This is a genomic window from Corallococcus sp. Z5C101001, assembly GCF_007352635.1.
GTDB lineage: Bacteria > Myxococcota > Myxococcia > Myxococcales > Myxococcaceae > Corallococcus > Corallococcus silvisoli.
Window position 1 is genome coordinate 107,226 of sequence record NZ_VKLU01000001.1, and the last position, 20,127, is coordinate 127,352.

Annotated in this window: 15 protein-coding genes; 3 read left to right on the forward strand and 12 right to left on the reverse strand. The window is 71.0% G+C overall.

From position 1 onward, the window contains the following. Positions 1–23: 23 nt before the first annotated feature. The 5 genes from FOF48_RS00450 to FOF48_RS00470 form a co-directional block, all read right to left on the reverse strand. Complete coding sequence (locus FOF48_RS00450) at positions 24–599, reverse strand: HAD family hydrolase (RefSeq protein ID WP_186001785.1); 576 nt, start codon at positions 597–599, stop codon at positions 24–26. A gap of 23 nt (positions 600–622) precedes the next feature. Further along, positions 623–1,459: a 3-deoxy-8-phosphooctulonate synthase gene (gene kdsA, locus FOF48_RS00455; RefSeq protein ID WP_143897646.1), complete on the reverse strand. Its 837-nt coding sequence runs from the start codon at positions 1,457–1,459 to the stop codon at positions 623–625. Next, complete coding sequence (locus FOF48_RS00460; protein WP_143897648.1) at positions 1,456–3,105, reverse strand: CTP synthase; 1,650 nt, start codon at positions 3,103–3,105, stop codon at positions 1,456–1,458. Before FOF48_RS00460 ends, kdsA begins: the two co-directional genes overlap by 4 nt. An 87-nt stretch (positions 3,106–3,192) precedes the next feature. Next, on the reverse strand, positions 3,193–3,426 hold the full coding sequence (locus FOF48_RS00465) for a hypothetical protein (RefSeq protein WP_120560722.1): 234 nt from the start codon (positions 3,424–3,426) through the stop codon (positions 3,193–3,195). Between the two features lie 325 nt (positions 3,427–3,751). Further along, positions 3,752–5,524, reverse strand: a complete 1,773-nt coding sequence (locus tag FOF48_RS00470; RefSeq protein ID WP_143897650.1) for an ABC transporter ATP-binding protein — start codon at positions 5,522–5,524, stop codon at positions 3,752–3,754. A gap of 117 nt (positions 5,525–5,641) precedes the next feature. Here FOF48_RS00470 and FOF48_RS00475 point away from each other — a divergent pair, with 117 nt between their 5' ends. Then, positions 5,642–6,490 carry an aldo/keto reductase gene (locus FOF48_RS00475; RefSeq protein ID WP_143897652.1) on the forward strand — a complete coding sequence of 283 codons (849 nt, stop codon included), beginning with the start codon at positions 5,642–5,644 and terminating at the stop codon, positions 6,488–6,490. Between the two features lie 22 nt (positions 6,491–6,512). Here the strand turns inward: FOF48_RS00475 and kdsB are convergent, their stop codons facing one another. Continuing rightward, complete coding sequence (gene kdsB / locus FOF48_RS00480; RefSeq protein WP_143897654.1) at positions 6,513–7,250, reverse strand: 3-deoxy-manno-octulosonate cytidylyltransferase; 738 nt, start codon at positions 7,248–7,250, stop codon at positions 6,513–6,515. Positions 7,251–7,355: 105 nt separating this feature from the next. Between kdsB and wecB the strand changes: the two genes are divergently transcribed. Together wecB and FOF48_RS00490 are read left to right on the forward strand one after the other, a co-directional pair. Then, positions 7,356–8,477 carry a non-hydrolyzing UDP-N-acetylglucosamine 2-epimerase gene (wecB, locus tag FOF48_RS00485; protein WP_143897655.1) on the forward strand — a complete coding sequence of 374 codons (1,122 nt, stop codon included), beginning with the start codon at positions 7,356–7,358 and terminating at the stop codon, positions 8,475–8,477. Positions 8,478–8,586: 109 nt separating this feature from the next. Continuing rightward, positions 8,587–9,633, forward strand: coding sequence for an RluA family pseudouridine synthase (locus FOF48_RS00490; RefSeq protein WP_143897657.1), 1,047 nt, complete (start codon positions 8,587–8,589; stop codon positions 9,631–9,633). Positions 9,634–9,637: 4 nt separating this feature from the next. Here FOF48_RS00490 and FOF48_RS00495 read toward each other — a convergent pair whose 3' ends face one another. The 6 genes from FOF48_RS00495 to purF form a co-directional block, all read right to left on the reverse strand. Further along, on the reverse strand, positions 9,638–12,772 hold the full coding sequence (locus FOF48_RS00495) for an efflux RND transporter permease subunit (protein WP_143897659.1): 3,135 nt from the start codon (positions 12,770–12,772) through the stop codon (positions 9,638–9,640). Positions 12,773–12,800: 28 nt separating this feature from the next. Beyond that, positions 12,801–13,994, reverse strand: coding sequence for an efflux RND transporter periplasmic adaptor subunit (locus FOF48_RS00500; RefSeq protein ID WP_143897661.1), 1,194 nt, complete (start codon positions 13,992–13,994; stop codon positions 12,801–12,803). Positions 13,995–14,093: 99 nt separating this feature from the next. After that, positions 14,094–15,419 carry a TolC family protein gene (locus FOF48_RS00505; RefSeq protein WP_235685273.1) on the reverse strand — a complete coding sequence of 442 codons (1,326 nt, stop codon included), beginning with the start codon at positions 15,417–15,419 and terminating at the stop codon, positions 14,094–14,096. A 167-nt stretch (positions 15,420–15,586) separates the two neighbouring features. Beyond that, on the reverse strand, positions 15,587–16,954 hold the full coding sequence (locus tag FOF48_RS00510) for a sigma-54 dependent transcriptional regulator (protein WP_143897665.1): 1,368 nt from the start codon (positions 16,952–16,954) through the stop codon (positions 15,587–15,589). Further along, positions 16,951–18,621 (reverse strand): sensor histidine kinase, encoded by a 1,671-nt coding sequence (locus FOF48_RS00515; RefSeq protein WP_143897667.1) that lies wholly within the window; start codon positions 18,619–18,621, stop codon positions 16,951–16,953. Before FOF48_RS00515 ends, FOF48_RS00510 begins: the two co-directional genes overlap by 4 nt. Then, positions 18,599–19,984 (reverse strand): amidophosphoribosyltransferase, encoded by a 1,386-nt coding sequence (purF, locus tag FOF48_RS00520; protein WP_143897669.1) that lies wholly within the window; start codon positions 19,982–19,984, stop codon positions 18,599–18,601. Before purF ends, FOF48_RS00515 begins: the two co-directional genes overlap by 23 nt. Between the last annotated feature and the right edge of the window lie 143 nt (positions 19,985–20,127).

The following is a 20,127-nucleotide window of genomic DNA, read 5'->3' on the forward strand; positions in this document are numbered from 1 at the left end:
ATGCGGGGTTTGATCAACCCACCCTACGACGTGCTGCGTTTACCTGTGCTTCGCATCAGACCCACGGCGTCATCCCAACGGCCACTGGCACGGAGGCACAGCTCGACCAGCTCCCGGGCGGCTCCGTGACCGCCCACGTTCTGCGTAACGAAGTGTGCCTCCTGGCGCACCTCAGGAACAGCATCCGCCGGACAGGCGGAAAGCCCGGAGAGCGACATGGGGTCCAGGTCGTTGAGGTCGTCGCCCATGTAGGCGCACGCGTCCGCGGGCACCTGGAGCTGGGCGAGCAGCTCCTGGAGGGCAGGGCCCTTCTGCTTGCGGCCCTGGAAGACCGCGGCCAGGCCCAGCTCGCGCCCGCGCGCCTCCACGATGCGCGAGGTGCGCGCGGTGAGGATGGCGGCGGGCAGCCCCACCAGACGGGCCATGACGAGCGCATGGCCGTCCTTCACGTTGAAGCGCTTCATCGCCTCGCCGTTGTCGCCGTAATACAGCCCGCCGTCGGTGAGGACGCCGTCCACGTCGAACACGAGCAAGCGCACGCGCGACGCACGGGACGTCAGCTCTTCCTTGCCCGGCTTGGAAGGCGCTTCCGTCTGCATGGCCTCCTCACCTTTCGCGTCCATCAACCTGCTTCGTGGCCCAGCGCGCGGCGGATGCTGAGCACATCTCGTACCACGTCCTCGAACATCTGTGGATTGAGCGAGCAGGGACCGTCACACAGGGCACGGTCGGGGTCTTCGTGGACTTCTGTGAATAAAGCGTCAATCCCGGCAGCCGCCGCGCTCCGGGCAAGCAGTGAGACGAACCTGCGCTCGCCGCCTGTCTTCCCGTCGCTGGAGCTGGGCAGCTGCACGGCGTGGGTGGCGTCCATGCACACGACGAGACCCGCCTCGCGCATCTGGGCGAGGCCGCGCATGTCGACGACGAGGTTGTTGTAGCCGAAGGAGGAGCCCCGCTCGGTGACGAGCACGTTGGGGTTGCCTGTCTCCACGGCCTTCCTCGCCGAGTGGACGATGTCCTTGGGGGCCACGAACTGTCCCTTCTTCAAGTTCACCCCCTTGCCCGAACGGGCGACCGCCTCCACCAGGTCCGTCTGCCGGCAGAGGAACGCGGGTATCTGGATGATATCCACGACTTCAGCGGCTGGCCCGACGTGGCTGGTTTCATGGACGTCCGTGAGGACGGGCACTCCCACCTCCCGTCGCACGCGGTCCAGGATGCGCAGGCCTTCCTTCAGCCCCGGGCCGCGGAAGGACTTGCCGCTGGTCCGGTTCGCCTTGTCATAGGAACATTTGAAGGCATACGGGACGCCCAGCCGGGTGGTGATGTCCTTGAGCAGGTGCGCGTGGCGCAGCGCCATCTCCTCGGACTCGATGCTGTCCGGACCGGCGATGACGAAGAGGCGCTGGCCGGGGCCGACGGTGTGACCGCACAGCTGGATGGAGGGCGTGGGGCTCATGCGCGCACCGGGGTGGCGGGGGGCTGGCCGTGGGCGGCGTCCCGCTGGGCGAGCGCCGCGCCGATGAAGCCGGAGAAGAGGGGGTGGGGGGCGAAGGGCTTGCTCTTGAACTCCGGGTGGAACTGGCAGCCGACGAAGTACGGATGATCCGACAGTTCGATCATCTCCACCAGATTCAGCTCCGGGTTGTGGCCGGAGATGACGAGCCCCGCCTCCTGGAGCCGGCCGCGGTAGGCGTTGTTCACCTCGTAGCGGTGCCGGTGGCGCTCCTGGATGGCGTCCTGGGCGTAGAGCTTGTGCGCGACGCTGCCCGGCTTGAGGGCGCACGCGTAGCTGCCCAGGCGCATGGTGCCGCCCTTGTCCTGCACCTTCACCTGGCTCTCCATCAGCGTCACCACGGGGTGCGCGGTGTGCTCGTCGAACTCCAGGCTGTTGGCGCCCTTGAGGCCCAGCACGGTGCGGCTGAACTCCACCACCGCCATCTGGAGGCCCAGGCAGATGCCGAAGAACGGCAGCTTCTTCTCGCGCGCGTAGCGCACGGCGGCGATCTTCCCCTCGGTGCCGCGCACGCCGAAGCCGCCGGGGACGAGGACCGCGTCCACGCCCGCGAGCGTCGTCTCCGGGCCCTGCGCCTCCACGTCCTGGCTGTCCACGAAGCGCAGGCGCACGCGCACGTCGTTGGCGATGCCGCCGTGGAGCAGGGACTCGTTGAGGCTCTTGTAGCTCTCCGTGAGGTTCACGTACTTGCCCACGATGGCGACGGTGACCTCCCCGCGCGCGGGCTCGTAGATCTTCCGGACGATGGTCTCCCACTTCTCCAGGTGGGGCGCGCGGCTCCAGATGTTGAGCACCTCCGCCAGGCGCTCATCCAGGCCCTGGCGGTGCAGCTCCAGGGGCAGCTCGTAGATGCTGCGCACGTCGGGGGACGTGAACACGTTGCCGTTGTCCACGTTGCAGAACATCGCGATCTTGTCCTTCAGCTCGCGGGAGATCTCCCGGTCGGTGCGGCACAGGAGGAAGTCCGGCTGGATGCCAATCTCCCGCAGCTTCATCACCGAGTGCTGGGTGGGCTTGGTCTTCACCTCGCCCGCCGCGCCGATGTACGGCAGCAGCGTCAGGTGGATGTAGACCGCGTTCTGGCTGCCCACGTCGTAGCGCATCTGGCGGATGGCCTCGAGGAAGGGCAGGGACTCGATGTCGCCCACCGTGCCGCCGACCTCCACGATGACGACGTCCACGTCCTGCGAGGCCTGGCGGATGCTGGCCTTGATCTCATCCGTGATGTGGGGAATCACCTGGACCGTCTTGCCCAGGTACTCACCGCGACGTTCCTTGGTGATGACCGCGTTGTAGATGCGGCCGGAGGTGAAGTTGTTGAGGCGGCTCATCCGGGCGTGGGTGAACCGCTCGTAGTGGCCCAGGTCCATGTCGGTCTCGCCACCATCCTCGGTGACGAAGACCTCGCCGTGCTGGAAGGGGCTCATCGTGCCCGGATCCACGTTGATGTAGGGATCCAACTTGATGAGCGTGATGTCGAGCCCGCGGTTCTCCAGGAGGGCGCCAATGGATGCGGAGGCCAGTCCCTTCCCCAGCGAGCTGACCACGCCGCCCGTCACGAAGATGAACTTGGTTTTCTTGGAGCGCATGTCCCTTCCTGCCAAGAGGGCCAGGGGGCGTCAAATAATCTCTGCCGGCTGGATGGCCGGCTGGCCCTGACCGGTGAGGTCAGCCCTTCACTGCGCGTCCCAACCCCCCGGACGGGCGACCGCGAACTGCTGGGCGGTCGGCTGGCCCACACGGAAGCGGCGCAGGTCGCACCCCCGGCAACTCCAGCCTTCCCAGCCTTTCTTCACGACCTGATGCAGGCAGGCGTCGTAGTTGGGACAAAAAAGGTTGCGCTGGTCATCCACCGTCTCCTCGTCACGGAGAGCGGAAGGCAGGGGGATGGGACACGGTGTGATGGACACGGAATTTCTCCGGCAGGCGGCCACGGCAGTCGTGGACGGCGCTTCCCCCCCGGCGGCACGAACCGGTGGATGGCGAGGACATTCCCGGGATGGGAGGGGACGAAAAAAGTCGCCCCCGTCGGCAAGGACGGGGGCGACTCGGTACCACGGGCGTCGACATCCGCCGGGGTGACGCTGCGCTAGCCGGCCACCGCGACGGAGGTAGACGCCTTGATCATGCTGTCGTTCAAGGCATCACCTCCTTTCTTGCGGCAGCAGAGATAATGCGCGCGACAATTTTCCGCCACGGTACGGCGGGGTGGGGGCTCGTTCGGGGAACGAGCGTTCAGGCGGCGACGACCTGGCGCTCCACGAGGCGGCGGTACAAGCCATCCTGCGTCATCAGCGTGGCGTGCGTGCCGCTCTGCACCACGCGGCCGGCCTCCAGCACCAGCACGCGCTGGGCGTTGGCCACGGTGGACAGGCGGTGGGCGATGATGAGCGTGGTGCGGCCCTGCATCAGCCGCTCCAGGGCGTCCTTCACCAGGTGTTCGCTCTCCGCGTCCAGGGCGGAGGTGGCCTCGTCCAGGATGAGGATGCGCGGATCCTTGAGCACCGCCCGGGCGATGGCGACGCGCTGCTTCTGGCCGCCGGACAGCTGCACGCCGCGCTCGCCCACGGTGGTGGCGTAGGCCTCCGGGAAGCGCTGGATGAAGTCGTGCGCGTGCGCGGCCTTCGCGGCGGCCTCCACCTGCGCGTCGGTGGCGTCCGGGCGTCCGTAGCGGATGTTGTCCGCGATGGAGCAGGAGAAGAGCAGGGGCTCCTGGGCGACCATGCCCACGTGGCGCCTCAGCCAGCTGGGGTCCAGCGAGGCCAGCGGGCGGCCGTCCAGGAGCAGCCGGCCCTGCTGCGGGTCGTAGAAGCGGGACAGGAGGCCCGCGAGCGTGGACTTGCCGGCGCCGGAGGAGCCCACCACGGCGACGACCTCGCCGGCCTGGAGGGTGAGGTCGATGCCCTGGAGCACCGGCACGTCCGGGCGCGTGGGGTAGGCGAAGCGCACGTCCTGGAAGTCCACCCGGCCCTCGATGGTGGCGGGGCGCTCACCCTGGTCCGGCGCGATGGCGGGCTCGCGGTCCATCAATTCGAAGACGCGCTCGGCGGCGCCCGAGGCGCGCATGAAGTCCGCCCAGAGGTCCGCCAGGGAGCCCAGGGAGAGGGCGACGAGCATCGTGTAGATGAGGAACGAGGTGAGGGCGCCCACGGTGAGCTCGCCGTCCACCACCAGCCGGCCGCCGTACCAGAACACCACCACCGCCGCGACGTAGCCCGCGCTGCTGGCGCCGCCGAGGAACGCGGCGGACTGACGGGCGCGGTTGCGGGCGACCTCGAAGGCGTGGCGCACGGTGGCGCCGTAGCGGGCCACCTCCGACGGCTCCGCCGCGAAGGAGCGCACGGTGCGCATGCCGGACAGGCTCTCCTCCGCGACCTCGCTGGCCTTGGCGAGCGCGTCCTGCACGTCGCGCGACAGGCCCCGCACGCGCCGGCCGTACATCACGCCGCCCACCGCCACCAGGGGGACGATGGCGAGCATCAGGAACGTCAGGGAGGGCGAGGTGTAGAAGAGCAGCCCCAGCCCGCCCAGCGCCTGCACGGCGTTGCGCAGCCCCTGGGAGATGTTCACGCTCACGGTGTTCTGCAGCACGGTGGTGTCGGAGGCGAGCCGGCTGGTGAGCTCCCCCGTGCGGTGCGTGTCGAAGAAGGCGACCTCCTGGTCCATGAGGCGCCGGAAGAAGTCGTGGCGCAGGCGCATGACCACGCGTTCGCCCGCGGTGCTGAAGTAGTAGTAGCGCAGCGCGGTGGCGATGCCCTGCACCACGAAGACGGCCAGCATGATGAGCGCGGACCGGTCGATGAGGTCGCGGTTCTTCGCGTTGAGGGCCTCGTCGATGAGGATGCGGACGCCCTGGGGATACACGAGGCTGGCGCCGCTGCTGATGAGCAGGAAGACCGTGGCGAGCAGCAGCGTCCCCCGTTCGGGGCGGGCCAGCGACAGCAGACGGCGGGCGGTGACGCCCGAGGGGCGTCGGGAAGGTGTCGGAGCGGTAACGGAAGAAGTCACCCGCGGAGCCTACTGGACTGTCCGGGTAAGCGCAGCCCGGACCCTGGGTGCAGGGCCGGGATGCAGCCAGCGGAGCTGGGTGGTATTCCAGGGCCCGTTCCACGCGAGGGAGGTGCCATGGAGACGCGCGTCTTTGGCAACACCGGGGTGGCGGTGCCGGTCATCGGACAGGGCACCTGGCAGATGGAGGACGACGACGCGGACGGGGTCCTCCGCGCCCTCCGCGCCGGGCTGGACCTGGGGCTCACGCACCTGGACACCGCCGAGCTGTACGGGCAGGGCCGGGTGGAGGAGGCGCTCGTGGCGAAGGCCATCGCGGGCCGGCGCGACGAGGTGTTCCTCGTCTCCAAGGTCATGCCGTCCAACGCGACGCGGAAGGGCACGGTGGCCGCCTGCGAGCGCAGCCTGCGGCGCCTGGGCACGGACAGGCTGGACTGCTACCTGCTGCACTGGCCCGGGTCGCACCCGCTGGAGGACACGGTGCGCGCGTTCGAGGAGCTGGTGAAGGCGGGGAAGATCCGCTCCTGGGGCGTGAGCAACTTCGCGGTGGACGAGCTGGAGGAGGCCCTGGCCATCGCGGGGAAGGGGCGCATCGCGTGCAACCAGGTGCTGTATCACCTGGGGGAGCGTGCCATCGAGCACGCCGTCGTGCCGTGGTGCGAGTCCCAGGGGGTGGCGGTGGTGGCCTACAGCCCCTTCGGCAACGGGCACTTCCCGTCGCCCACCAGCGCCGGAGGCAAGGTGCTGGCGGACATCGCGCGGGCGCACGGCGCGACGCCCTATCAGGTGGCGCTCCAGTTCCTCGTGCGCCGGCCGTCGCTCTTCGCCATTCCCAAGGCGAGCGACGTGGCCCACGTGCGCGACAACGCGAAGGCGGCCTCGCTGAAGCTCACCCCGGAGGAGCTCCAGCGCATCGACGCCGCCTTCCCCCGGGGCGACGAGCCGGCCGCGCTGCCGGTCATCTGAGCGGGGACGCGGGGGGCGGGGCTCAGCCGCGCTCGCGCATCAGGGCCTCCACGCGGGCCACGTCCTCCGGCACGTCCACCGCCACGGTGCGCCAGGACACGTGGGCGCAGCGGATGCGCAGGCCGTGCTCCAGGGCGCGCAGCTGCTCCAGCTTCTCCGCCTCCTCCAGCGGGGTGGGGCTGAGCGTGGCGAGCTGGAGCAGCGTGTCCCGCCGGTAGCCATAGAGGCCCAGGTGGGCCCAGCGGTGCAGGGGGGCGCCGGGGTCGCGGACGTGCGGCACCGGGGCGCGGCTGAAGTAGAGCGCGTCGCCGTTGAGGGCGAGCACGGCCTTCACCACGTTCGGGTTCTCCAATTCGTCCGGCTCCAGGGGCCGCACCAGCGTGCCCATGCGCACGGCGTCGTCCCGGAAGAGGTCCGCCAGCACCTTGAGCGCGGCGGGGTCCACCAGCGGCTCGTCGCCCTGCACGTTCACCCAGACGTCCACGTCCGGACGTGCGCGGGCCACCTCCGCGATGCGGTCCGTGCCGGTGGGGCAGGCGGGGCTGGTCATCACCGCGCGGCCGCCGAAGGACTCCACCGCGTCGCGGATCCGCGCGTCGTCGGTGGCCACCCACACCTCGTCGAACGCGCGGGCTTCCTGACAGCGGCGCCAGACGTGTTCAACCATGGGGCGACCGGCGATGAGGGTGAGCGGTTTGCCAGGGAAGCGGGTGCTGGCATGGCGTGCGGGGATGACGGCCACGGTCCGGGAGGCGGGCATGGGCCCCCATCTATCAGATTCAGGACGCCCCGCTCCGTCCGGTGGACGGCTGTGGGCCCCCTGCCACTGGCCGGAAATCGCCACGTGCCTATTTTCCGGAGCGACATGAAGAAGGTCATCCATATCGTTGGCGCGCGTCCGAATTTCATGAAGGTGGCCCCCATCCACCGGGCCATCTCCGCGCGCACTTCCCTTCAGCAGCTCGTGATGCACACCGGGCAGCACTACGACGCGAAGATGAGCGACGTCTTCTTCGCGGACCTGGGGCTGTCTCCACCGGAGATCCACCTGGGCATCGGCTCCGGCAGCCACGCCGAGCAGACGGCGCGGATGATGGTGGAGATGGAGCGCGTCTTCCTCAAGGAGAAGCCGGACCTGGTCTCCGTGGTGGGCGACGTCAACAGCACCATCGCCGCGGCGCTCGTCACGTCCAAGCTGGCCATCCCGCTGTCCCACGTGGAGGCGGGCCTGCGCAGCTTCGAGCGGCACCAGCCGGAGGAGATCAACCGCGTCGTCACCGACCGGCTCTCCGACCTGCTGCTCACGCCGTCGCGCGACGCGGACGCGAACCTGCTCAAGGAGGGCATCGACCCGAAGCACATCCACCTGGTGGGCAACGTGATGATCGACTCGCTCCTGTCGTCCAAGGAGAAGGCCGACCAGCTGCCCACGCTGAAGCAGCTGGGGCTCACGCCGAAGGGCTACGTGGTGGCGACGCTGCACCGCCCGTCCAACGTGGACAACCCGAAGCTGCTGGCGGGCCTCCTGGGCGTGCTGATGGACGTCGCGAAGCGGCTGCCCGTCGTGTTCCCGGTGCACCCGCGCACGCGGAAGATGATCGCCGAGCAGGGCCTGGGGACGCGGCTGGAGCAGACGCCGGGGCTGAAGCTGGTGGACCCCATGGGCTACCTGGAGTTCCTGTCCGTGACGTCGCAGGCGATGCTGGTGATGACGGACTCGGGCGGCCTCCAGGAGGAGACCACGGCGCTCAACGTGCCGTGCCTCACGATGCGCGAGCAGACCGAGCGCCCCATCACCGTGGAGGTGGGCTCCAACGAGGTGGTGGGCACCGACCCCCTGCGCATCCGCGAGGCCGCCGAGCGCGCCCTCTCCGGCAACGTGAAGAAGGGCCGCGTGCCGGAGCTGTGGGACGGCCGCACCGGCGAGCGCATCGCGGACCTGTACGCGCGCGTGCTGGGCGTGGAGACGAAGCGCGCCTTCGGGTGAGCGCGGCACCGCGTCCGTGAAGCAGTCAGGCCGCCGGGTGCTCGCGCCTTCGCGCGCGGGGCCGGGCGGTCGCCTTCGTCGCGAAGCGTGCTAGAGCGGCCGGTACGCCATGCGTGAAGATGTGGACCCGACTCCCAGCGCCATCCCCGACGGCTACGTGGACATCCCGTTCGTCGTCGAGCCGAACTACGCCGGCTGGCGGCTGGACCGCTACCTCTGCGAGAAGATCCGCCGCATGGACCTGGAGCGCGTGCGGGGCATCATCCTGCGCGGCGTCCTGTGCGACGAGTACCGCCTCAAGCCCTCCACGCCCGTGTACCCGGGGCTGGCCTTCCGGATCCGCCGCCCCGCGAGCCAGGAGCCCGCGACGCCCACGGCGCTGCCCGTCGTCTTCTCCGACGACTGGCTGCTGGTGCTGGACAAGCCCGCGGGGCTGCCCATCCACCCCACCGCGCGCTACCACAAGGGCACGCTGGTGACGCTCCTGCGCGAGCGCTTCGGAGAGCGCTTCGCGGAGCCCGCGCACCGGCTGGACCGCGAGACGAGCGGGTTGGTGGTGTGTGGCCGCACCACCGAGTCCTGCCGCGTGCTGGGCGGGCTGTTCCTGTCGCGCGACGTGCACAAGGAGTACCTCGCGCTGTGTGAGGGGCACCCGCCCGAGGACGCCTTCCTCGTGGACGCGCCCATCGCGGAGGGCACGGACCTCATCCGCATCGCGGTGCGCATCGACCCGGTGGCGGGCAAGCCCAGCCGCACGCGCTTCCAGGTGCTCCAGCGCTTCGAGCACGGCGGCGCGCCGTTCGCGCTGCTGCGCTGCTTTCCCCAGACGGGCCGGCAGCATCAGATTCGCATCCACCTGCGCGAGGCCGGCTTCCCGCTGGTGGGCGACAAGATGTACGGGCCGGACCCCGGCTACTTCGACCGCTTCAGCAAGCACACGCTGGAGCCGGAGGCGTGGGCGCGGCTGCGGCTGCCCCGGCACGCGCTCCACGCGGAGCGCATCTCGTTCCCGCACCCGGGCACCGGGGAGCGCGTCACCTTCGCCTCGCCGCTGCCCGACGACTTGAAGGACTTCATCGCCGGGAAGACCCCGGCCCCCGCGCCCACCTCCGAGGAGTCGGTGGACGGGGAGCCGGAGCCTTCCACGACACCGTGAGGCGCTAGCCCGCCTTGCGCAGCCCCTTGGCGCCGGGCACCACTCGCAGGAGCTGCGCGGGCATCCGGTCCACGAACTGCTCCGTGAAGCGGGCGAAGATGCGGAAGAGCACCGGCAGCAGCACCAGCGTCAGCGCGCACGCGGAGATCGTCCCGGACACGATGACGATGGCCAGGGGCTTCTGCATCTCCGAGCCAATCCCATTGCTCAAGCACGCGGGCACCAGCCCCAGCGCCGCCAGCGCCGCGGTCATCAGCACCGGCCGCAGGCGCTCCCGGCTGCCGTGGAGGATGGCGTCGTCCAGCGACTCGCCCGCCTCCCGGCGCTCCGCGATGGCGCTCATCACCAGCACGCCGTTGAGCGACGCCTGTCCGATGAGCGCGATGAAGCCCACCGCCGCCGCCACGCTCAGCGGCATCCCCGCCCAGTACAGGCCGAACACGCCGCCCATCAGCGCGAAGGGCACGTTGATCAGCGTCACCACCGCGCGCCCGAACGAGTTGAACGCCTTGAAGAGCAGCAGCAACGTGAGCACCAGCGCCACCGGCAGCACCGTGAGGAGCCGGTCCATCGCGCGCTCCTTGCTCTCGAACTCACCGCCCCATTCGATGCTCGTGCCCGCGGGGGCGGGGGCCTCCTTGTCCACCATCGCCTGCGCGTCCTTCACGAAGGAGCCCAGGTCCCGGCCGCGCACGTTCATGCGCACGCCGATGTAGCGCCGGCCGTTCTCGCGGTTGATGGAGGCCCGGCCGAAGCCCGTCTTCACCTTGGCCAGCTCGCTCAGGGGCACCAGCACGCCGCCCTCCACGGGCACGCGCAGGCGGGAGATCTTCTCCACGTCGTCGCGGCTGGACATGGGCAGGCGCATCACCACGTCGAAGCGGCGCTCGCCCTCCCAGAACTCGCTGAGCGGCCGGCCGCCCACCGCCGTCTGGAAGACGTGCTGGAAGTCTCCCAGCGACATGCCGTGCCGGGCCAGGGCCACGCGGTCCGGCGTCACCTGGATGCTGGGCACCTCGCCGCTCTTCACGATGCCCAGGTCCGCGACGCCCTCCACGCGCGCCAGCACGCTCTTCACCTTCTGCGAGTACGCCTGGAGCACCTGGAGGTCGTCGCCGAAGAGCTTCACCGCCAGCTGTCCCTGCTGGCCGCTGATGCTCTCGTTCACGTTGTCGCCAATGGGCTGGCTGAAGCCGACCTCCATGCCCGGCACCTCCGACACCGACCGCTGCAACACCGCCAGCACGTCATCCAGCTTGGGCGTGCTCTTGGGCCACTGCGCCGGCGGCTTGAGCTTCACGAAGAACTCCAGGTTGTTGGTGAGCTTCGCGTCGGTGCCGTCCTCCGGGCGGCCCAGCTGGCTGAGCACGCCGTCCACCTGCGGCGCCTGGCGCAGCAGGGCTTCGATGCGCGGCACCAGCTTGCGGCCCTCCGACAGGGAGATGTTCGAGGGCATGGTGAAGGTCAGGTAGAGGCTGCCTTCGTTGAGCGCCGGCAGGAACTCGCTGCCCATGCGCGGCACCAGCGCGCCCGCGAAGAGCAGGCCCGCGGTGCACACCGCGACCACGATGGCCGGGTGCTTGAGGCTCCACGCCAGCACGGGGCCGTAGGCCTTGTCCGCCGCGCGCAGCACCGGCGACTCCTTGTGCTTCACCGGCTTGCGATAGACGAACGACGCCAGCACCGGGATGAGCGTGACGGAGAAGACGAGCGCGCCCAGGAGCGCCGCCACCACCGTGTTCGCCATGGGCGCGAAGATGCGGCCCTCCACCCGCTGCAACATGAAGATGGGCAGGTACGCCGCGATGATGATGAGCAGCGAGAACACCGTGGGGCGCACCACCGCCTTCGTCGCGCGCTGGATGCGCTCCATGGGGGTCTCCCCCTCGAACTGGTGGCCGGACATGCGCGCCAGGATGCTCTCGATGATGACCACGCCGCCGTCCACGATGACGCCGAAGTCCACCGCGCCCATGGACAGCAGGTTGGCCGACATGCCCCGCATCTTCAGGTAGATGAACGAGGCCAGCAGCGAGAGGGGAATCAGGACGCCCACGACGATGGCCGCCCGCAGGTCCAGGAGGAAGATGAAGAGGACCAGCGTGACGAGCAGCGCGCCCTCCAGCAGGTTGTGGCCCACCGTGCGCAGCGTCGTGTTCACCAGGTCCGTGCGGTCGTAGAACGGGTCGATGCGCACGTCGTCGCCCTCCAGGCGCACGTTCACGGACGCCACCGCGTCCCGCACGCGGGAGAGCACCAGGGAGGGGTTCTCTCCCCGGCGCATGAGGACGATGCCCTGCACCACGTCCCCGTCGCCGTCGCGGCTGACCACGCCCTGGCGGGGCGACCAGCCCTCGTTCACGTCCGCCACGTCCTTGAGGAACACGGGCGTGCCCTCGTGCGTGGCCACCCGCACGTCGCGGATGTCGTCCAGCGTGTGGAAGAGGCCCTCGCTGCGGATGACGAACTGTTCGGAGCCGCGCTCCAGCACGCCGCCGCTGGCGTTCTCCGAGCCCTCCTTCAGCGCGTCCTCCACGGTGTCCAGCGTGAGGCCGAACGCGGCGAGCCGCGCGGGGTCCGGCTGGATGTGGATCTCCTTGAGCAGGCCGCCGTAGCTGACGACGTCCGCGACGCCGTCCACGCGCAACAGGCCCGGCCGCACCACCCAGTCCTGGAGGGTGCGCAGCTTCATGGGGTCGCCCTTCGCGCCCTTCAGCGTGTACCGGTAGATTTCACCGATGGGCGTCGCCAGCGGCCCCAGCGACGGCGTGAGCCCCTCCGGCAGCTCCGCGTCGCGCAGGCGCTCCAGCACCTGGGCGCGGGCGAAGAGCACGTCGGTGTCGTCGTTGAAGCTCAGCGTGACGAACGACAGGCCGAACATGGACAGGTTGCGCAGGCGCGTCAGGCCCGGGATGCCGTTGAGCGCGCGCTCCAGGGGCAGGCCAATCTGGCGCTCCACCTCTTCGGACGGCTGGCCCGGGTAGAGGGTGATGACGTTGACCTGCGTGTCGGTGGGGTCCGGGAAGGCCTCCACCGTGAGGTCGCGGAAGCAGAAGTAGCCCCAGATGGCGGTGAGCAGCGTGAGGAACACCACCGCCGCGCGGTTCTTCAGACTGAAGTCGACGAGTTTCTCGAACATGGGCGTCTCTTGGTTTTCGCGGGGGGCCTCAGTCGGCCAGTTCGATCTGGTTCTCCAGGAGCAGGGCGCCCCGGGCGACGAACCGGTCTCCGGAGGCCAGGCCCCCGCGCAGCTCCACCTCGCCGTCGCGGCGGCGGCCCGGCGTCACGGGGACGCGCTCCAGGCGGTTGGAGTCGCGCGCGACGAAGACCACCGAGCGCGCGCCATCCGTCACCACCGCGCTGTCCGGCACGCGCACGCGCCTGACGCCCGTGGGCGGGGTGGGCGTCACCTCCACGAAGGCGTTGGGCCGGAAGCGGCGGTCGTCATTGGGCACGCGCACGCGCACCTCCACGGTGCGGCGCAGCGGGTCCACCACCTCCGCGACGCGGTCCACCTTGCCCGCGCGCACGATGCCGTCGCGCGTGGTGACCGTGACGTCCTGGCCCGGGGACATGTCCAGCGCGTCCGACTCCTGGAGGTCCGCCACCACCATCACCTGATCCAGGTCCGACAGGCGCACGAGCGGCCGCTCGCGGTCCGGCGTCACCTCCTGGCTGGCCACCACGTCCAGGTCCACCACCGTGCCCGAGCGCGGCGCCGTCACCCAGAAGAGGTTCTCCCCGCGCGAGGACACCCGGAGGCTGCCCTGCTTCGCCTTCGCGGCCTCCAGGGACAGCTCCGCCTGACGCAGCTCCGTCCGGGCGGCGAGCAGGTCCTTCTCCGGGGCGGCGCGCAGGGCCACCAGCTCCTGGAGGCGGTCCGCGTTGCGGCGCTTCTCCGCGAGCTCCGCCTCCGCGCCGCGCTGCTCGCGCAGCAGCTCCGCGTAGGCGCCGGAGCGCACGCTGAACAGGTCGTCGCCCTGCTTCACGCGGTCCCCGGCCCGCACGCGCACCTCCTGCACGCGGCCCGCGAGCGGCGCGCCCACGGACGCGGTGCGGGCCTCGTCGAACTGCACGCGCGCGGGGGAGGGCAGGGGGGTGAGGGCGCTGCCCTCGGTGGCCACGGCGAGCTGCACGTAGTGCCACTGCGGCGCGCCGTCCGGCAGGTGCACCGTCTCTCCCTTCACCGTGGGGCCGGGGAGGGCCGTCTCGCTCTCCGCGCTCGAATCAGTGGGGGCCAGTGCGTAGAACAGCACGCCGGTGCCCAGCAGGCCCGCGCCCGCGAAGGCCATCCAGACCGGGGTGCGGCGGGCGGGGGCGGGGGTGGACGTCGGGGCGGCGGCGGGGTCGTGGGGATTCATGGTGGTTCCTTCAGGAAGGGTTGGAGATGGGGGCCGACGGGGGCGGTGAGGCGGGTGCCGGGGTCGGCGGTCGTTGAGAGGTGGGCGCGCGGGGGATGCTCAGGAGCGGGGATTGGCCAGCGCGTCCGGGGCGCGGGGGCCCGCGGCGCTCGCCCGGTCGATGGCGACGGCGAGGTGGTAGGCGGTCTGGTCCAGGTCGGCCGCGTGCAGCACCAGCTCGCCGTAGGTGCGCCGCGCGAGGAGCAGGTCCTGCAACGCCGCGCCTCCCGCCTTCACCGCCGCGTCCAGGCGCTGCACCACGCCCTCCGCGAGCGGGAGCGTCTGCGTGTGCAGCCGTTCGCGGCGCTGCTGCACCGCGCGCAGCTGCTGGCCCAGCACGTCCGCCTCGCGCGCGGCCTGGGCGGTGAGCAGCTCGCGGGCGACGCGCGCGGACTGCGCGCTGGCGCTGGCGGCGTGCGCGTCCGCCTGCCCGTGGTCGAAGAAGGGGAGCGGGATGGACAGGCCCACGAAGAGGGAGTTCTTCTGGTTGCCAGAGATCATGAACTGGTCGCGCGTGTAGCCGGCGCGCACCGTCGGATCCGGAATCCACCGGCGCTTCGCGAGCGTCAGCGCGGACTGGGCCGCCTCCTGCTGCGCGCCCAGCGCCCGCAGGTCCGGCCTGGACTCGATGGCGGCCGGGGCGGACGCCCGGTCGAGCCGGGTCTTGAGGAAGGCCGCCGCCAGCTCGCGGCCCCCGAAGGGCTCACACGGCAGGCCCGCGAGCTGCGAGCACGCGAGCAGCGCTTCCGACAGCCGCGCGCGCTCCTCGCCCAGGGACGTCTCCAGCGCCTGCGCCTCCAGCGTGGAGCGGTCCACGTCCAGCCCCGCCGCGTCGCCGTGCTGCTGCCGGGCGCGCTGCAGGTCCGTGAGCTTCAGCGCGTCCTCGGTGAGCTTCTCCAGCTCCGAGATGCGCACCTCCGTGGTGGCCACGTCCGCGGCGCGCTCCAGCACGTCGTAGGTGCGCGCGCGCAGGGCGGCGTGCACCCCCAGCGTGGTGGCCGCCAGCGCCGCCTTCGCCGAGTCCTGACGGGGGCCCCGCTTGCCCAGCTCCACCAGCTCCGACAGGCCGACGACGTAGTTGGGCACGTCGGTCAGCCGGCGCAGGCCCGGCGGGTTGGTGGCGCCAATGGGGATGGTGTTCATGGACACGTCCAGCTCCGGGTTGGGGAGCAGGTGCGCGCGCTGGAGCTCCGCGCGGGACGTGGCGATGTGGGCCCGGTCGTCCGCGAAGTCGGCGGAGCGCTCCCACAACAGCTCCGCCAGCGCGTCCTCGTCCGGCAGGGTGGCGAGCAGCAGCGTGGCGGGGGAGGCGGGATGCTGCTCGGCACTGGCGGTGAGGCCGAGCAGGGTGCCCAGGGCAGCGAGGACAGGGAAGGAACGGCGCAAGCGGCAGGCTCCGGTGAGAATCCGGAGGGCCCCCATCGCAAGCCGTGTGCCCGGCCCAGCCCCAGCAAATCCGCGCGGATGCGACGCGGTGCGACTTCAAGAAATTTTCATCGACCCGGTGACTTCAAAAACCTTTCATCGCTCCCGCGCGGGCACTGCAAATCCCTTCAAGCGTCGCCCAGGCGCTTGAGGAAGGTCGGGTAGGACAAGCCGAGCGCCTTCGCGGCCTCCATGCGCCGGCCGCCCATCCGCTCCAGGACCCACCGCGCGTAGGCGCGCTCCACGTCCTCCATGGCCAGCGGCTCCTGCACGCTGAAGGCCCCGGGCGCCACGGCGGCCGGGCTCTCCGTTGGCGCCGCGCCGCCGGTGGGGGCGCCGCCGCCAATCACCTCCAGCTCCAGCCCGCTTCCGGACTCCAGGACCAGCGCGCGCTCCAGGATGTTGCGCAGCTCGCGCACGTTGCCGGGGAAGGCATAGGCGGCGAGCCGTGCGCGGGCCTTCGCGCCCAGGCTGACGTCGCGCCGGCCCAGCTCGCGGCCCAGGTCCGCGAGCATGCCTTCGGCCAGCGGGAGGATGTCCTCGCGCCGCTCGCGCAGCGGGGGCACGTCGATGCGGAACACGCCCAGGCGGAACCAGAGGTCCTCGCGGAAGTTGCCGCCGGTCATCTGGGCGGGCAGGTCGCGGTTGGTGGCGGCCACGATGCGCGCGGTGCTGGTCTGCTCCGTGGTGCCGCCCAGCCTCCGGAAGCGGCCGGAGTCCAGGAAGGTGAGCAGCTTCGCCTGGAGGGGCAGGGGCAGCTCGCCCACCTCGTCCAGGAAGAGCACGCCGCCGTGGGCCACCTCCACCAGTCCGCGGCGGGCGGTGCGCGCGTCGGTGAAGGCGCCCTTCTCATGGCCGAACAGCTCGCTCTCCACCGTCTGTTCAGGCAGGGCCGCGCAGTTGATGTGCACGAAGGGCGCGCCCCCGTCCTTCGACGCGAGCGCGTGCAGGTGCCGGGCGAGCTGCTCCTTGCCCACGCCCGTCTCGCCCAGGAGCAGCACCGGGCTGCGCGGCGACGCGGCGATGCGCTCCAGCATCGCGAACACGCGCTGCATGGCGGCGGACGCGGGCGGCACCAACCGGCGGCGGCCGGACAGCTCCGCCTCCGCCATCTCCAGGCGGTCGCGCAGGCGGCTGGCGTCCACGGCCCGGCGCGCGCGCAGCACCAGGTCCGCCAGCTCCACGGGCTTGGCCACGTAGTCCGCCGCGCCCATGCGCACCGCGTCCACCGCGCTGGCGATGTCCCCGTGCGCCGTCACCATCACCACCGCCACGCTGGGCGCGTGCGCCTTCAGCTCCGGGAGGAACGACAGGCCGTCGCCGTCCGGCAGGCGGCGGTCCAACACCACCAGTACGGGCGTGGCCTTCGCGAGTTCGGCGCGGGCCGCGTGCAGCGAGTGCGCGACGGTGAGGCTGAAGCCCTCTCGTTGGAGCGCCACCGCGGCGATGGAGGAGAAGGCGCGGTCGTCATCCACGAAGAGGGCGGGGAGGCTCATGGCCGGGGCGCTCGGGGAAGCTGGAGGAGGAAGCGGCTGCCGTCAGGGAGGCGTTCGAAGGTGAGCTGTCCGCCCTGATGTTCCAGCGCCTGCCGCGTCATGGCCAGTCCCAGGCCGATGCCCTTCGGCTTGGAGGTCCGGAAGGGTTCGAAGAGGTGGGCCTCCACGTCCGCGGGGGGACCCCCGCCGTTGTCGTCCACCGTCACCGCCGCGGCGTCCTCGTCGAGCCGGACCTGCACGCGCACCAGGGGGTGGGTCACCTTCCCCAGGTCCTTGGCCGCGACCGTGGCCTCCATCGCGTTGCGCACCAGGTTGTCCAGCGCGGTGGTGAGCAGCAGCGGGTCGCACGACAGGGGCACCGGGCCCAGGGGCAGCGTCACGTCCACCCGCACCTCGCCCGCCTCCGGCAGCGAGCGCAGGCCCTCCACCACGTCGCGCACCAGCTGGGACAGGTCCACGTCCACGCGGCGCACGACGGGGGGCTTGCCGAAGTTGAGCAGCGACGTGGCCAGGTGGGCCAGCCGGTCGATCTGCCCGTGCAGCGTGCGCACCACGAGCCCGCCCTCGCCCTCCGGGGAGACGAGCCCGGCGGCGGCCTTGAGGCCGTTGAGGGAGTTCTTCACCTCATGGGCGATGAGGCTGGCGGCGCTGCCCAGCGCGGCCATCTTCTCCTGCTGCGCGGAGCGGACCTCCACCTCGCGGAACAGGCCATAGACGCGGCGCCAGTGGACGGTGAAGAGCACCAGCGTGCCCACCTGGAGCAGCGCCAGCACCAGCAGCTGCACGAGGAAGCGGTCGCGCAGGTTGGCGAGCAGCGCCGACTCGTCCGCGGCGAGCACCAGGTGCAGTCCCGTGCCGGGCACGGGCGTGGCGGTGAGGAAGGTCTCCGGCATCGCGTCCAGCGACGGCGGGCGGGTGCCCTCGCGGATGAACTCCCGCAGCTCCCCGGACGCGCGCGACACGCTGGCCCACGAGGGGGGCGCGTTGGGCAGGAAGAGGTCCCCGGAGGCGTTGAGGACCAGCAGCTCCAGGTCGTTGCTCAAGGGACGTCCGCCCGGCAGCGCCGTCTCCGTGTCCAGCAGGCCCGCGAACACCGCGGTGGTCCGCCCTTCGCGCACCACCGGCACCGCGACGACGAAGAGGGACGCGCCCGGCGCGATGGCGTCCACCACCGACGTCTGGCGCGCGAGCACCTGCTGGAACCAGGGGCGCGTGGCGAAGCTGTCCTGGGCCTGCTCCTCCGCGAGCGGCGGGTCGCTCCAGCGCAGCTTGCCCTGCGCGTCCAGCACCATCACGCCCGCGTGGAAGAGGCCGGCGCGGGGCGTGGTGAGGTCCTGGAGGTCCTCCGTGGGCAGCTCGCGCTTCACGTCCGGGCCCACGCCTTCGGACACGCGCAGCAGCTCCGTCTGGAGCAGCTTCAGGTGCAGGCCCAGCGCCTCCGCGTAGACGCGCGCCTCGCGCGTCATCCGCGTCTGGAACTCCGCGCGGGCCCCCGCCACGTCGCTGCGGTAGGAGAGGAGCGGACCCGCGACGGCGACCGCGCCCAGCAGCAACAAGCCCGCCAGCACGGAGCGGACGAACTGCCGCTCCGCCTGCGCGAGCCCGGGCCGACCCGGGGCCGGGGACAGGTCCGGCGCGGGTGACTCAGGCGCTGAGCTTGGCGTCACCGGTGCCCTGGTGGGACAGCTTCTCGGTGAGGTACTGGCCGGAGAAGCACGCGGTGCAGTAGGTGGCGCGCTTCGGATCATCCACCGCGGTGCCCAGGCCCTCCAGCGACAGGTAGCCCAGGGAGTCCGCCGTCACGTACTTCGCGATCTCCTCCGTGGTGTGGCTGGCGGCGATGAGCTCCGTGCGGCTGGGCGTGTCGATGCCGTAGTAGCAGGGCCACTGCGTGGGCGGCGACGAGATGCGCAGGTGCACCTCCGACGCGCCCGCGGCCTTGAGCATCTTCACGATCTTCCGGCTGGTGGTGCCGCGCACGATGGAGTCGTCCACCACCACCACGCGCTTGCCCTTGAGCACCTGGCGCACGGCGGACAGCTTCAGCTTCACGCCGAAGTGGCGGATGGACTGCTGCGGTTCAATGAAGGTGCGGCCCACGTAGTGGCTGCGGATGAGGCCCACGTCGTAGGGGATGCCGCTCACCTGGGCGAAGCCGATGGCGGCGGGCACGCCCGAGTCCGGCACCGCGATGACCAGGTCCGCCTCCGCGGGCTGTTCACGGGCCAGCTGCATGCCCAGGCGCTTGCGGACCTCATAGACGCTGGTGCCGAAGAGCACCGAGTCCGGCTTGGCGAAGTAGACGTGCTCGAAGATGCAGCGGCCCAGCCGCGCGGCGGGCTTGAAGGGCATGCTGGCGCGCAGCACGCCGTTCTCGATGACGACCAGCTCGCCGGGCTCCAGCTCTCGGACGACCTCCGCTTCGATGAGGTCCAGCGCCGTCGTCTCGCTGGCGAGCACGTAGGCGCCCTCCTTCATCTTGCCCAGCACCAGCGGCCGGAAGCCGTTGGGGTCGCGCACGGCGATGAGCTTGTTCTCCGTGAGGAGCAGGATGCTGTAGGCCCCCTCCACCCGGCGCAGCGCCTCCACCAGCCGCCCTTCGAAGGACGGGAGCTTGGAGCGGGCGAGCAGGTGCATCACCACCTCCGTGTCCGCGTCCGACTGGAAGAGGGCGCCCTCCGACTCCAGCTCCGCCTTGAGCTCCGCCGCGTTCACGATGTTGCCGTTGTGCGCGATGGAGAACTGGCCGCCCGCGTAGTTCACGAACAGCGGCTGGGCGTTCTTGAGCTGGCTGCCGCCCGCCGTGCTGTAGCGCACGTGGCCGATGGCCGCCTCTCCCGGCAGTCCCTCAATCACCGGAGCGGTGAAGATGTCCGCGACGAGCCCCATCTGCCGGTGCGCGCGCAGGGTGTGGCCGTCGGACGAGACGATGCCTGCGGACTCCTGTCCGCGGTGCTGCAGGGCGTGCAACCCCAAGTACGTCAGGTTGGACGCCTCTCCGTGACCCACGATTCCGAAGATGCCGCACATGGCGCGCTGCCTTACCCCTTTCGACCGCGAAGCGGAACAGGAACGCACGCCTCGACGTGAGGTATTCCACCCGCAGTCGACGTCGGCCCCTGTAGGCCAGGCAAGGTGGCGTGGGCCGAAAGGTAGGCGCCGTCTGGAAAGAG

Bases quoted from the DNA above. Each gene is read 5' to 3' on its own strand.
- FOF48_RS00450 (WP_186001785.1), bottom strand. From the start codon at position 599: ATGCAGACGGAAGCGCCTTCCAAGCCGGGCAAGGAAGAGCTGACGTCC.
- kdsA (WP_143897646.1), bottom strand. From the start codon at position 1,459: ATGAGCCCCACGCCCTCCATCCAGCTGTGCGGTCACACCGTCGGCCCC.
- FOF48_RS00460 (WP_143897648.1), bottom strand. From the start codon at position 3,105: ATGCGCTCCAAGAAAACCAAGTTCATCTTCGTGACGGGCGGCGTGGTC.
- FOF48_RS00475 (WP_143897652.1), top strand. From the start codon at position 5,642: ATGGAGACGCGCGTCTTTGGCAACACCGGGGTGGCGGTGCCGGTCATC.
- kdsB (WP_143897654.1), bottom strand. From the start codon at position 7,250: ATGCCCGCCTCCCGGACCGTGGCCGTCATCCCCGCACGCCATGCCAGC.
- wecB (WP_143897655.1), top strand. From the start codon at position 7,356: ATGAAGAAGGTCATCCATATCGTTGGCGCGCGTCCGAATTTCATGAAG.
- FOF48_RS00490 (WP_143897657.1), top strand. From the start codon at position 8,587: ATGCGTGAAGATGTGGACCCGACTCCCAGCGCCATCCCCGACGGCTAC.
- FOF48_RS00495 (WP_143897659.1), bottom strand. From the start codon at position 12,772: ATGTTCGAGAAACTCGTCGACTTCAGTCTGAAGAACCGCGCGGCGGTG.
- FOF48_RS00500 (WP_143897661.1), bottom strand. From the start codon at position 13,994: ATGAATCCCCACGACCCCGCCGCCGCCCCGACGTCCACCCCCGCCCCC.
- FOF48_RS00510 (WP_143897665.1), bottom strand. From the start codon at position 16,954: ATGAGCCTCCCCGCCCTCTTCGTGGATGACGACCGCGCCTTCTCCTCC.
- purF (WP_143897669.1), bottom strand. From the start codon at position 19,984: ATGTGCGGCATCTTCGGAATCGTGGGTCACGGAGAGGCGTCCAACCTG.